The organism is Brenneria corticis, from assembly GCF_003115855.1.
Taxonomy (GTDB): Bacteria; Pseudomonadota; Gammaproteobacteria; order Enterobacterales; family Enterobacteriaceae; genus Brenneria; species Brenneria corticis.
On record NZ_KZ819075.1, the window covers coordinates 182,559 to 196,286 of the forward strand.

Consider the following 13,728-nt stretch of genomic DNA (forward strand, 5'->3'; position numbering starts at 1 on the left):
CGGCGGCCAGAATGGTAAAACCATGTTAAGATCAAAAAGAAGCATAATTAACCCGTATCAATAAACCATTGCGGAAAACAAGAAGATTATCTTGGTTTGATCGTTCTGATTTTATTAACGTCCCATGACTTGATTACATAATCATAGAGCCAGCGCGCCTGTACTTTATCAAACGAGGCTTCGACAATATCTAGATAGCCGTCAGGCGTCACTTCACCAATAAAGGTGAGTATGGTCGTTGAGTTATCAAAAAAATAAGCCCGATGGCATAAACTAACCATTCCCAACAGGTATTCCAGGCTACGCTGATAGCGGCTGAGAATTTTCTCTTTAGGTACGCTATGCCCTCCCATTGCGATACGTTGTGTTATACGGGTTTCATTCAATGCCGGATCTGCGGTACAAACATAATAAAGATAGGGTTTGTAGCCAATTTCTTTTGCCGAGCGGACAAAAGTCAAGTGACTCTCATGACTCATGACCGATTCATAAGTAAATGAGAGCTTGTCGCGCTTCCAGTCATCACGGAGCCCCAAGGATATTTTTTGTGCCAATATAGCGGCATGATCGACCGATATTTTATCAGGGTTTATCACGCTCCCCAGCAGCGATCGCAAGTCAATATGCTTGGCGATATCATCAGGATTAAGATATTGACCTAGCGGAACTGAGTAGGTTTCGCGTAACGTTTTCGTCAGCGTCGTCTTTCCCGAATCATTCGGTCCGGCAATCAGTCTTAGGTGCGGGTATGGCACAGTAATTCCTTGAGTTTTATCGTCTCCTGACTTTTCGTGCTTTTTATTTCCTCGGTTGTGCCATCAGGAGCCTGCCTGACAATATGCCCGTCCTGAATATAGGTGATTGACACCCCCGAACTCAACGCATCTTTTATTGCCTGTCGTGAAGCCCTGGCGCCCAGTTGCATTAAGGTCTTGTTATCATCAATGGCACTTTTACGTTGATGTTTTCTAACCACTTTTATTTGCTGTACCATAACTATCTCCATCTAACGCGGCGATGAAAAAGTATACCATATAGTTGCTGAACCATAGGGTATCATGTGACGGTCTGCGAGCGTCATTCCAAGAGCGATATCAAAACCACTCACCTGTTCAAACATGCCGTGCTGCGTATACTCCTATCTCAAACAGACTTGATATCAGCATAATTAACATACCGACTTTTACCGTCGCGACTATAAGACACGCCGACTATGGTGTAGAATCCGGCAGTTTTTCTTTTTGAATACATTGTGAGCAAATAACATGCAACAACCCCGTATCGGCTTCGTTTCCCTCGGCTGCCCGAAAAATCTGGTGGACTCCGAAAGGATCCTCACCGAATTGCGTACTGAAGGTTATCAGGTGGTGCCGCGCTATGACGATGCCGAACTGGTGATCGTCAATACCTGCGGTTTTATCGACAGCGCCGTGCAGGAATCGCTGGAGGCCATCGGCGAAGCGCTGAATGAAAACGGCAAGGTTATCGTCACCGGCTGTCTGGGCGCGAAAGAGAACCAAATCCGCGAAGTGCACCCCAGGGTGCTGGAAATCACCGGGCCGCACAGCTACGAACAGGTATTGTCGCACGTACATCAATATGTGCCGAAACCCGAACACAATCCGTTTACCAGTCTGGTTCCGGCGCAGGGCGTGAAACTGACGCCGCGGCATTACGCCTACCTGAAAATATCGGAAGGCTGCAACCATCGCTGCACCTTCTGCATTATTCCGTCGATGCGCGGCGATCTGGACAGCCGCCCTATCGGTTCGGTGCTGGATGAAGCGAAACGTCTGGCGGATGCGGGGGTGAAAGAGCTGCTGGTGATATCGCAGGACACCTCCGCCTACGGCGCCGACGTGAAACAGCGTACCGGTTTCTGGAACGGTCAACCGGTCAAAACCAGTATGGTCAGCCTGTGCGAACATCTGGCTTCGCTGGGGGTGTGGGTCCGTTTGCATTACGTCTACCCTTATCCGCACGTGGATGACGTCATTCCGCTGATGGCCGCCGGAAAAATCCTGCCGTATCTGGATATTCCGCTGCAACACGCCAGCCCGCGTATTCTCAAGCTGATGAAGCGCCCAGGCGCGGTGGAAAGAACGCTGGAACGCATCAAGCGCTGGCGCGAAATTTGCCCGGAGCTGACGCTGCGTTCAACCTTTATCGTCGGCTTTCCCGGCGAAACCGAAGCAGAGTTCCAGATGCTGCTCGACTTCCTGCAAGAAGCCCAACTGGATCGCGTCGGCTGTTTCAAATACAGTCCGGTGGAGGGCGCGGCGGCGAATCAGCTGCCGGATCAGGTGCCGGAAGAGATCAAAGACGAGCGCTACCACCGCTTTATGCAGCTTCAGCAAAGCATTTCCGCCCGGCGCCTGCGGGAGAAAATCGGACGCGAACTGCTGGTGCTGATCGACGAAATCGATGAGGAAGGCGCCATCGGACGCAGCATGGCCGATGCCCCGGAAATCGACGGCGCGGTCTATCTGAATGGCGAAACCGGCGTTAGCGTGGGCGATATCGTGAAGGTAAAAATCGAGCACGCCGACGAGTACGACCTGTGGGGAAGCCGGATTTGATTATCCGCCTTCATACCTGATATCACAGCCTGTCTATTTCCCTATAAACCGCTCTTTTGCGCCATCAAAGAGCGGCTTTTTTAGCCGCTTCGTCTGTTTTTTGCTCTGTCGTTGCAAAATCCGTCAATAAACCGCCCCAGCAGCGTCTGCGCCTTGCGTCCGACTTTCAGGTAAAGTAGCCTTGAGACATGACTCTCCCAATCGCCTTACCTGAGGCATAAGCATGTGGAAACGCCTGATATACGGCCTGTTGATAACTATTGGCGTGCTGCTGCTGTCCGCTTTTGCTCTCGATCGCTGGATCAGTTGGAAAACCGCGCCTTTTGTTTATGACGATCTTCAGGCGCTGCCGTCGCGACAGGTCGGCGTGGTATTGGGCACCGCCAAGTATTACCGCACCGGGGTCATCAATCAGTATTATCTTTTCCGTATCCAGGGGGCATTGAACGCCTATAACAGCGGCAAAATCAGTTATCTGCTGCTAAGCGGCGACAATGCGCTGCAAAGTTACAACGAGCCGATGACCATGCGTCGCGACCTGATAGCGGCCGGCGTTTCTCCGACGGATATCGTGCTGGACTATGCGGGATTTCGTACGCTGGACTCGGTCGTCAGAACGCGGAAGGTGTTCGATACCAATGACTTCACCATCATTACCCAGCGTTTCCACTGCGAACGGGCGTTGTTTATCGCCCTGCACCTCGGCATTCAGGCGCAGTGCTACGCGGTTCCCTCCCCCAAAAACATGCTCACCGTGCGTCTGCGGGAATTCGGCGCCAGGCTGGGCGCGCTCTTTGATCTGTACATTGTGAAACGGGAACCCCGTTTTCTCGGACCGCAGATTTCGATTCCGGCAGAGCATAAAATTCCCGAGGATGCGCCGGACTACCCCGCCGTTCCCCCTGAGCAGGCGCTTAACCCGGCCCGCCAGGGCTAGACGATAGCGATACCCGCCGCCATGCCTCTAGGCCGCTTTGGCAATCGCCGCGGTCAGCCGGCGCCACAGCCACTCAAGCGGCCCCTGGCGGAAATAACGCAGCCAGTAATGAGAAAACAGCAGGTTTACTCCCCAGACTACGGGCACCACGGCCAGCAGCTGCAGGCGATCCAGGCGCATAAACAGCCCGAAATGGTTAAACAGCAGGCTACAGACCAGGGTCTGCAGCAAATAATTGGTCAGCGCCATACGGCCGATATCGCCGATCCAGTAAGTGATGCGCCAGCGGCATAACGTCGGCCAAAAGCCATAACAGAGCGCGAGATAGCCCACCGCCTGCAGAATAGCGCTCAACTCGCGGGGGATCTGCAATAACAGGCCGCTCCAGCGATATTCCCACTGCACCAGCCACTGCGCCGCCACGCCGCCGCCGTTGATCAATAACGCCAGCGGAATCAGCCAGCAAGCAATGCGCCGGTAGTGCCGCTGGCTGAACGTCCCTTTCAGCCAGCCGCTGCGCATCAGGCCGGCGCCCAGCAGCATGGAGCCGGCCAGCAGCCAGCCGTATTGAACGCCCAGCGATAATAGGCTATCGGTAAGCAAGTCCACCCGGTTGCCCCATGCCTCCGGCCCGCCCGTGGTCTTCCAGTAGGCCTCATAGGTAATGTCGGCCGCGCCCGGCTGCCAGAATCGTCCCGGCTGCGGACTGAGCAATCGGCTTAAAACAAACAGCACGCCCACCCCGACAAGATACATTATCGCCCCGGTGCGCAGTAACGCCCGGCTACCCTCGGCGTGGCGGATCATGCCGTAGCACACCAGCCCAATCAGGCCGTAATCCAGCAGAATGTCGCCGTCCCAGAAAAAAACGGCATGTACCAGCCCTATCAGCATCAGCCAGAACAGCCGGGCATGCACCCAACGCTTTCCTCTGGGCAGCAACAGCTGTAGCCCAGCCCCGAACAGCAGCGAGAATAACGTCAAAAATTTTGCCTGTACGGCGAGATCCATGATGGCCCAGGTCCAGGCATCCGTCGGCGATGGCAACCCCTGCCAGGCAGGATTGAGATAGGCGGCTTTCGGTAAGCCGAAGGCGGTTATATTGAGCAGTAGAATACCGAGTACGGCGACGCCGCGCGCAAAATCCAGCGTGGCAATACGTGAGGACGGTGTGGGTTGAGCAGGCATAGGCGTCTGGTATCAGGTCATCGGAATAACGATTGTATTAACAGATGGCGTGAAATAATACGCATTTTATTTCTACGTTGCGCCGCACAGCGGCCAACGTAGAAACCAGGCAATGCCGCCGCTAGCCGTGATGGCGTACCGCGCGCAGAAATTCCTGACGGGTATTCTGGCTGGATTTGAACAATCCGCCCAGCGAGGTGGTGGTGGTCGCGCTGGTCGCATCGCGGATGCCGCGCGCTTTGACGCAATAATGCACCGCATCGATGCATACCGCGACGTTGCTGGTGCCGAGCAACGTTTGCAAGGCAATCAGGATTTGTTGCGTCAAACGTTCCTGCACCTGCGGCCGCTGGGAAAAGAACTGTACGATACGATTGATTTTCGACAAACCAATCACACCCTCTTTCGGAATATAGGCCACCGTCGCTTTACCATCAATGGTCACGAAATGATGTTCGCAGGTGCTGGTCAAGGTGATGTCCCGGACGGTGACCATTTCATCCACCTTCATTTTATTCTCAATGATGGTGATTTTTGGGAAATTGGCGTAATCCAGCCCGGAGAATATTTCATCGACATACATTTTAGCGATACGGTGCGGCGTCTCCGCCAGACTGTCATCTTGCAAATCGAGGCTTAACAGATTCATGACTTCCGTCATATGTTCGGCAATACGCTGTTTACGCGTTTCCCGATCCAATAATTCTCCGCGCAGCGGCGTCTCGAGGCCGCGCGCCATCAGCGCCTCATGAACCAGAACGGCTTCTTTACTTAACGATGACATTATTATTCTCCTGCAGGTGTGACTTATGGTGACGTCGGTCGAGTCAAAACGCCGCCACCACTGTAGTTGAGAGCGCCGCGATTATCCAGTGATTGTACGTCATGATTATTGAAATAGATTCAGGTTATCAATCGGCAGATATCGGCCGGCAAAGCGCATGGCATAATGAAACAGGCGCTGGGAGCAATGCCCCCCAGCGCCTGTTTTAAGTGAAATTCCCTGGTGTGGCTTTAATCAACTACTCAATGGTGTTGTTGCTTTTTTATTAGAAGGTTTCCCAGTTATCGCTGGCGCTCTTTTTGCCGCCCTTTGCCGTCAGCAAAGCGGGCTTGATAACCGGGGCCGGTTTTTCAGATAACAGATTTTTAGCGGATTGCCGTTTTTCATCCGCCGCCAGTTGGAAGACGGATACCGCTTCATTCAGTTGGCGGGCCTGATCTTCCAGAGAAGCGGCCGCGGCGGCGGACTCCTGCACCAATGCGGCATTCTGCTGGGTCACGCCATCCATTTCCGTCACCGCCTGACCGATCTGGCTGATACCGCGGCTCTGTTCGTCGGAAGCCGAGGCAATCTCGCCCATCAGATCGTTAACCCGGGTAATGGCGGTGATGATGGACTCCATCGCTTCACCCGTTTGCGTGACCTGATGCGATCCGGTATTTACCCGCTCCACCGACTCGGCGATCAACCCTTCGATTTCCTTGGCGGCCTGGGCGCTGCGCTGCGCCAGATTCCGCACTTCCCCCGCCACCACCGCAAAACCACGACCTTGCTCGCCGGCTCTGGCCGCTTCCACCGCGGCGTTAAGCGCCAGAATATTGGTCTGGAAGGCAATGCCGTTGATGACGCTGGTAATATCGGCAATCTTCTTCGAGCTGGTGGCGATATTGGCCATGGTTCCCACCACCTCCGTGGTGACCTCTCCCCCTTTTTTGGCGGCGATGGCGGCATCCTGCGCCAGTTTGCTGGCCTGATGAACGTTCTCCGCGTTTTGCTTCACCGTGGCGCCGAGCTGCTCCATACTGGCGGCCGTTTGTTCCAGCGCCGCGGCCTGCTGTTCGGTGCGGGACGAGAGGTCGTTGTTGCCGCTTTTGATTTCGCTCGCTCCCTGATAAATCGAAGAGGCGCTGTCACGAATAGTTGAAACCGTGTTAATCAGGCTGCGTTGCATCTCTTTTAAAAAGGGGATCAGCTGGCCGGCGCAGTTACGACCAAAGTCATCAAGATGTATTCCTAACTGACCATCGGCCAGAACCCTGAAATGGCCTTTAATCATCTCCAACGGCTTGACCAGATAGTTCGCCAGATAGCGGTCGGTAAATAGCAGAATCAACAGGCCGACTATGGCCGCGACCAGCAGGAGATGTTTGTTCCAACTGACCAGATCGTACACGCGGGCAAACGAACTGCCGGAGGAGGCGATGGCATTGGCCTGATATTTGTCCATGCTGCCGCCGAAGGTAAGGCTCAGATTAGGATAAACGTCTCTGAACAGATGCCGGAACTCCTCGGGACGATTGTCGCGAACCGATGCGAACAACGGCTGCAGCCCGTTCTCAATCAGCCGCGTCCAGTTTCCCACCATCTCTTCGACCATGGCCTTATCAACATCGCCGTGATCGGCGGCTTTAAATTCCGCCAGCTTGGCCGACGTGTTTTTTATCGCCTCATCCGCCGAGACAAGCAACTTGTCCACCTCGGCGGTTTCGCCGCTCTGGTTATAATCCATTGCACGAATTAAACGGATAGCGCCGCGAAAATATTGATCGCTGCCGTCGGCTATGGTGTCGGCATTCTTTTTCTGTACTTCCCCTGATTCTAATAAGTTGGTCATTTCACTGAGTGACGATGACATATAGAAAGATACCCCTCCCCATAAGAGTAGGAATATTCCCAATATCGTTAAAAGCATTGCCCTGATGGTGATATTTTTTAAAAAGCTCACGAAAAACCCCTATAAATTATTTAACGACTTTCACCTGCGCTTTTTGGTAACTTGCCCACGCATTGTTAATTTAAATCACAATGACAATTCATAATCTAATGGCGAGGCCATACCACAAACCACACAAACAACTCACATTCTTAACAAATTGACATGTTTCTTTACATGAAACGCGAATTCCTCCCGGTTCCTACTCAAGGTTATCGGCAGAATTTATAAGGAGTTTACCTTTTTTGATCATTAGTAGTGATCAAAAGCAAGAAAATGATAGCCTCCTACTATTAATCACATACAATTATTTATGAAAGCTTTAAATCTTCGATTTAGATATTTATGTAAAGCCAGAATCAATCACTGCGTCTAACCTATTTCCGCTTTATTTAGTACTAAACACCCTGCAATTGATTACCTAAAACATACCGCCCTTCATCTAAACCAAGGTGATTAATTCTATTTTGTCGCTTCAGTCACAGAAAAATATTTAAATAAATAGTGCGCTATTAATCATTAGGGTTAATTATTCCAGCTAATGCATCGCCAACAAGTATTCCAATATAGTCAACCCGCTATCGACGCTATACGCTACGCAATGCGCCTGCCGCCAGGGTTGACGGCAGGCGTTCCCCTTGGTTGTTACATGAACGTTGCTAACAGAGCGACTTATGGTTAGTCTCATCACAGTCTTCGGCCCCAATGCGGCACCCCTGAAAAAACGCTTTATCGCGCACTTCCCCGCCAGCGATAAGTTTCGCTAAAATCAACCATTAACCACTATTAAACTTTTACGCAACACGACAACAGGAGCCACACCATGCAAATGATCAAAACCCGCGCCGCCGTCGCCTGGGGGCCAAACCAACCGCTTTCCATTGAGGAAGTGGATCTGATGCCGCCGCAGAAAGGCGAGGTGCTGGTACGTATTGTCGCCAGCGGCGTTTGCCATACCGATGCCTATACGCTTTCAGGGAAAGATCCCGAGGGCGTTTTCCCGGCCATTCTCGGCCATGAAGGCGGCGGTATTGTGGAAGCCGTCGGCGAAGGCGTGACCAGCGTAACCGTTGGCGATCACGTTATTCCGCTGTATACGCCGGAATGCGGCGAGTGTAAATTCTGCCGCTCAGGAAAAACCAACCTGTGTCAGGCGATCCGCACCACGCAGGGGAAAGGACTGATGCCCGACGGCACCACCCGCTTTTCCAAAGACGGTCAGCCTATTTTCCATTATATGGGCACCTCCACGTTCTCCGAACTCACCGTGGTGCCTGAAATCTCGCTGGCTAAAATCAGCAAGGAAGCGCCGCTGGAAGAAGTCTGCCTGCTGGGCTGCGGCGTCACCACCGGCATGGGCGCCGTTATCAACACCGCCAAAGTAAAACCGGGCGACAGCGTGGCTATTTTCGGACTCGGGGGCATCGGGCTGTCGGCGATTATCGGCGCGCAGATGGCCGGCGCCGGACGGATTATCGGTATTGATATCAACACCAGCAAATTCGATCTGGCGCGCAAACTGGGCGCCACCGATCTGATTAATCCCAAAGATTACGACAAACCGATTCAGGAAGTGATTGTCGAACTGACCGACGGCGGCGTGGATTTCTCTTTTGAATGTATCGGTAACGTCAACGTAATGCGTTCTGCGCTGGAGTGTTGTCATAAAGGCTGGGGCGAATCGGTAATTATCGGCGTGGCCGGCGCGGGTGAAGAGATCGCCACCCGTCCGTTCCAGTTGGTGACCGGCCGGGTATGGCGCGGATCCGCTTTCGGCGGCGTGAAAGGACGCAGTCAACTGCCGGGAATCGTGCAGCGCTATATGGATGGCGAGTTTCAGCTCAGTGATTTTATTACCCACACCATGGGGCTGGAAGAGATCAATAGCGCCTTCGATTTAATGCACGAAGGCAAATCGATCCGCTCCGTCATCCATTTCAGCTAACGCCATAGATAAGGGAGGCAGCACAGAGATGAACCTGTCGCTGGAACTTTTGGAAGAACACCGCATGTTCGGCGGCTGGCAACAGCGCTACCGCCATGCGTCCGAGACGCTGAACTGCAATATGACGTTCAGCATCTATCTGCCGCCAACGTCCGATGATACCCCGCCCCCGGTGCTTTACTGGCTATCGGGATTGACCTGTAACGATGAAAACTTCACCATCAAAGCCGGCGCGCAACGCATCGCCGCGCAGCTTGGGCTGGTGCTGGTGATGGCGGACACCAGCCCCCGGGGCGAAGGCGTGCCGGATGACGCCGGATACGATCTGGGCCAGGGCGCCGGATTTTACGTCAACGCCACCCGGCAACCCTGGGCGGCGCATTATCAGATGTATGACTACATCGCCGTTGAACTGCCGGCATTGATTCAGCAACATTTTAACGTTAGCGACCGTCAGTCGATCAGCGGACATTCGATGGGCGGCCACGGCGCGCTGATGCTGGCATTGCGCAATCCGCAACATTATCTGTCCGCATCGGCCTTTGCGCCCATCGTAAATCCCTGCCAGGTGCCCTGGGGGCGTAAAGCGTTAAGCGCTTATCTGGGCGACGACGAAAGCCAGTGGTTACAGTACGACAGTTGCCATTTACTGGCCAACGGCCGACACAAACTGCCGATACTCGTCGATCAAGGCGATTGCGATCAGTTTTTACCCGACCAGCTGCAGCCGGCGAAACTGGCCGAACTGGCACGCCGGCACGACTGGCCGCTCACCCTGCGCACCCAGTCCGGCTACGACCATAGCTACTTCTTTATCGCCAGCTTTATTGAGGATCATCTGCGCTTCCACGCCCGGTATTTACACCAGCAATAATGTCTCCACCATTGTCATCCCCGCAGATCCCCGCCTTTCGCGAGGTGGGATCTCGGCAGCACCGAGTCGCCAGCGCAAGCAGATCCCCGCCTACTGCCGCGGGGACGACGGGGAGGTGCGCGGGAACGACGAAAAGGTGTCAGTTCACTGCTGCAGGAAACGACCGGAATCAAGCGGTTCCTGCTTTCCGCCCGTGCGGGTAAAGGAATTAGCCGGCATGCCGATAAAATGCCATAGAGGATAGGTCTATTTGCACAACCATAAGAGACGGCCATCCTCCACTGACTGGCGGTTATCTGATAAATAGCGCCTTTTTTAGCGCGAAAACGCGGCGTTGTTCGGTTGGGAGTATATGATTTTGCAAAGAAAACGGGTTTCATCAGCAGAGCTGTTCGCCATCGGGTACGATGCGGAAAAAAGCATACTGGAAGTAGAATTACTCAATGGCAGCATCTATCAATATAGCGGCGTGGCGCGCATGATCTATGAAGAGTTAATGTCGAGCACCGCCAAACACCGCTACTACTCGCGCTATATCAAAAGCTCGTTTCCCTACGAGAAATTACAGTAAAAACGAGCGGATGAGCAGCCTATCGCCATAGCCTGCCGTCCGCTCCCGGCTATTCCGCCAGCGTCTCGACGGTTTTAAACGCTTCCAGCAGCACCGACTCATTCAGCGTTAACGGTAAATAGTGGATAGACTCGTCCCGCTGCAGGGTGCGTTCAATCACCGCCCGCACGGACGCCTGGTCATTAATATCCACGCTCAGTTCGGCCAGCGATGTCGGCAGTCCCAACACCTTATAGGCGGCCTTTAATTGCCGTAACGTATCGATATCGCCCAGCAGAGCGCTCTGCACCAGGATGCCGTAGGCGACCTTTGTCCCGTGCAGGAACCGCTCCGTCTGCGGCAAGACCGTTAGCCCGTTGTGCACCGCATGGGCGGCAGCCACCCGCGTGTAGCGCTCCCCTAATCCGCCGACCATACCGCCGCCGGCGATCACCGCATCGACCACGTCAAGAAAATCCTGGGTCAGCGTACCGTCAGCGGCCGCCTGCAGCGCGGCGGCGCTTTTTTGCAGCAGTACGTCGCGAATATCCAGCGCGGTTTGCAACCCAAGGCGCACGGTCAACGGCAAGGCTTCAGGCCGCGGGCTGAGCACCATCGCTTCGTACCACTTCGCCAGCGTATCCCCCACGCCGGCCAGCAGATACTCCACGGGCGCGGCTAAAATAATGCGCGGCTCCACCAGCACCAGATGATTGGCGTCGGTAAAAATCTCAAAACGCAGCGCCTGCCCGGCATCGTTATACCATACGGAAAGCGGCGTCCAGGCGGCGCAGGTGGCGGCAATGGTCGGAATCGCCACCAGCGGCGCACCCAGCCGGCGCGCCGCCACCTTGGCCGTATCCAGCACCGCGCCGCCGCCGATGCCGATCACCACCTGACAGTCCGCCCCCGCGCGCGCCACCAGTTTCGCCACCTCGCTTTCGCTGCAATGGGCGCCGAACACCACGCGCCGGGCCCCGGGGGCGTCGAATTCAGCGGGAAGATGGGGCCTTGCCGCCGCCAGCGCCCGCTCGCCGGTTATCCATAACGCGTTGTTCAGCACCGCGGGCGGATAAAATTCCCGCAGTTTATCGATTGCTCCAGGGAAAGAAAAATAGTTGGCCGGACCGACCTGTACGCGGATTGCCGTTGTGTTCATCTGCTGATATTCCTTGCGTGTCATCGTCTGTAATAAGCGCTAAATCGCTGATAACGCCATCTTAGGCACTTGCCTGGCGCGGTTTAAGAATTTTTTTACTTAACTTATGCTTTTTCATTCGTAGTTTAGGTTCCTCCTGGCGCTGAATCTGTATTAAATTCTGCCGGTTATATGTTACCTTGCAGGCCAGTTTCTGATGCGACTTATCGCCAAGAGCGTTACCGAACATGATGTCTAACACCCAACCATCCCGACTGGAAATGCGCCATATTTCCATCTCATTTTCCGGCTTTCATGCGCTGAAACAGGTTGATTTCACTCTGCGGGGCGGGTCTATCCATGCCTTGACCGGGGCGAACGGCGCGGGAAAGTCGACGTTAATGGCGATTCTGTCCGGCGCCTACGACCACTACAGCGGCGACATTATTATCGACGGCGCGCGGGTTGATATCCATTCTCCGCGCGACGCCAAACGGTACGGCATCCATCTGGTGCAGCAGGAGGTGGACGTGGCGCTGGTGCCGACCCTGTCGGTGGCGGAAAATATAATGCTGGATACGCTGGCGCAGTTCGGGCACGTGCTCAACTGGCCGCGGCTTTATCGCCAGGCGCAGTCCCTGCTCGACCAGCTCGGCATCCACCTGGATGTCCGCCAGCGCCTGGACCGCTGCTCGCTGGCGGAAAAACAACAGATCCTGTTGGCCAGAGCCTTATCCCATGAATGCCGTTTTTTAATTCTCGATGAGCCGACCGCCCCGCTCGACCAGGCGGAAAGCGCCCGTCTGTTTCAGGTGGTGCGGCGCCTGCAGGCCGAGGGCATCGGCATCGTTTTTATTTCTCACCGCATCCATGAGCTGAGTGAAATCTGCGACACGCTGACCGTGCTGCGCGACGGCGAGTTCGTCAGCAGCGGCGCTATGCAAGGGCTAAGCGGCGAACAGATCGTCGAACGCATGCTCGGCCACCGGCTGGATGATATTTTTCCGCCGCGCCGCACGGCGCCGCCGGCGGATCCGCTGCTGCGGGTCGCCGGCCTGCACGACGAAACGCTGCTGCGGGATATCTCGCTGACGCTGCGTAAAGGCGAAGTGCTGGGGATCGCCGGGCTGGCGGGCGCCGGCAAAACCGAGCTGTGTAAAGCGCTGTTCGGCGCCACGCCCAGCCAGATCGCACAGGGAGAATATAACGGCGCCCCCTGGCGGCCGCACTCGCCGCATCAGTCCGTCGAACAGGGTATTGCGCTGGTTCCCGAAGAGCGGCGCAAAGAGGGCATATTTCTCGATGAGTCGGTCACCATGAATCTCAGCGTCAGCGCCAGCGACAGCTTTTCCCGCTGGGGAATATTCAGCCGCCGGCAGGCGCTGGTCTGGGCCAGAAAAGTGATTCAGCAGTTAACCATTCGCACCACCGGGCCAATGCAAAAGCTGGTTCGGCTCTCGGGCGGCAATCAACAAAAAGTGGCTATCGGCAAATGGCTGCGCAGCGAGGCGCAGGTGCTGATCTTTGACGAGCCCACCAAAGGAGTCGATATCAAAGCGAAACAGGATCTGTTCTCGCTGATTGACGGCCTTGCACGGCAGGGTAAAGGCATTATTTACGCCTCGGGCGAATTTTCCGAGCTGGTCGGGCTGTGCGACCGTATCTGCGTACTGTGGGATGGCCGTATCGTCGCCGAACTGGACGCATCCGCCATCGATGAAGAAACATTGTTATTGTATTCAACCGGAGGAACTCCCGCGTGAGTCACCAACTTTCACCTAACGGGGTTCTCCCCTTTCG

The 13,728-nt window shown here is 54.8% G+C and carries 12 protein-coding genes; 6 read left to right on the top strand and 6 right to left on the bottom strand.

All coding sequences use genetic code 11. The annotated features are described in order from the left end of the window. Positions 1–86: 86 nt before the first annotated feature. Both DDT56_RS07490 and DDT56_RS07495 read right to left on the bottom strand, forming a co-directional pair. Complete coding sequence (locus tag DDT56_RS07490) at positions 87–755, bottom strand: ATPase (protein WP_168197588.1); 669 nt, start codon at positions 753–755, stop codon at positions 87–89. Beyond that, on the bottom strand, positions 737–994 hold the full coding sequence (locus DDT56_RS07495) for a hypothetical protein (RefSeq protein ID WP_136165838.1): 258 nt from the start codon (positions 992–994) through the stop codon (positions 737–739). Before DDT56_RS07495 ends, DDT56_RS07490 begins: the two co-directional genes overlap by 19 nt. Positions 995–1,265: 271 nt before the next feature. On the opposite strand from DDT56_RS07495, the gene rimO reads away from it, so the two are divergent. Continuing rightward, entirely contained in the window at positions 1,266–2,579 is a 1,314-nt protein-coding gene (gene rimO, locus DDT56_RS07500; protein WP_136165839.1) for a 30S ribosomal protein S12 methylthiotransferase RimO, read from the top strand. Positions 2,580–2,802: 223 nt separating this feature from the next. After that, a complete protein-coding gene (sanA, locus tag DDT56_RS07505) occupies positions 2,803–3,516 on the top strand; it encodes an outer membrane permeability protein SanA (protein WP_136165840.1) in 714 nt (237 codons plus the stop codon). Positions 3,517–3,543: 27 nt separating this feature from the next. Here the strand turns inward: sanA and yeiB are convergent, their stop codons facing one another. The 3 genes from yeiB to DDT56_RS07520 all read right to left on the bottom strand — a co-directional run bounded on the left by yeiB (position 3,544) and on the right by DDT56_RS07520 (position 7,433). Continuing rightward, a complete protein-coding gene (yeiB, locus tag DDT56_RS07510) occupies positions 3,544–4,704 on the bottom strand; it encodes a DUF418 domain-containing protein YeiB (RefSeq protein ID WP_136165841.1) in 1,161 nt (386 codons plus the stop codon). A gap of 121 nt (positions 4,705–4,825) precedes the next feature. Further along, positions 4,826–5,488 carry a GTP cyclohydrolase I FolE gene (folE, locus tag DDT56_RS07515; RefSeq protein ID WP_009113273.1) on the bottom strand — a complete coding sequence of 221 codons (663 nt, stop codon included), beginning with the start codon at positions 5,486–5,488 and terminating at the stop codon, positions 4,826–4,828. 265 nt (positions 5,489–5,753) lie between these two features. Continuing rightward, complete coding sequence (locus DDT56_RS07520; RefSeq protein WP_136165842.1) at positions 5,754–7,433, bottom strand: methyl-accepting chemotaxis protein; 1,680 nt, start codon at positions 7,431–7,433, stop codon at positions 5,754–5,756. Positions 7,434–8,244: 811 nt separating this feature from the next. Here DDT56_RS07520 and DDT56_RS07525 point away from each other — a divergent pair. The 3 genes from DDT56_RS07525 (at position 8,245) to DDT56_RS07535 (ending at position 10,811) form a co-directional block, all read left to right on the top strand. After that, entirely contained in the window at positions 8,245–9,366 is a 1,122-nt protein-coding gene (locus DDT56_RS07525; protein ID WP_136165843.1) for an S-(hydroxymethyl)glutathione dehydrogenase/class III alcohol dehydrogenase, read from the top strand. Between the two features lie 28 nt (positions 9,367–9,394). After that, complete coding sequence (gene fghA, locus DDT56_RS07530) at positions 9,395–10,240, top strand: S-formylglutathione hydrolase (protein ID WP_136165844.1); 846 nt, start codon at positions 9,395–9,397, stop codon at positions 10,238–10,240. A 358-nt stretch (positions 10,241–10,598) separates the two neighbouring features. Continuing rightward, positions 10,599–10,811: a KTSC domain-containing protein gene (locus DDT56_RS07535; RefSeq protein WP_040343912.1), complete on the top strand. Its 213-nt coding sequence runs from the start codon at positions 10,599–10,601 to the stop codon at positions 10,809–10,811. Positions 10,812–10,860: 49 nt separating this feature from the next. Here the strand turns inward: DDT56_RS07535 and DDT56_RS07540 are convergent, their stop codons facing one another. Next, the gene (locus tag DDT56_RS07540) at positions 10,861–11,949 is read right to left on the bottom strand and encodes an oxidoreductase (protein WP_136165845.1); all 1,089 of its coding nucleotides are present in this window, start codon (positions 11,947–11,949) and stop codon (positions 10,861–10,863) included. Between the two features lie 230 nt (positions 11,950–12,179). On the opposite strand from DDT56_RS07540, the gene DDT56_RS07545 reads away from it, so the two are divergent. Continuing rightward, a complete protein-coding gene (locus DDT56_RS07545; RefSeq protein ID WP_136165945.1) occupies positions 12,180–13,691 on the top strand; it encodes a sugar ABC transporter ATP-binding protein in 1,512 nt (503 codons plus the stop codon). Positions 13,692–13,728: the final 37 nt, after the last annotated feature.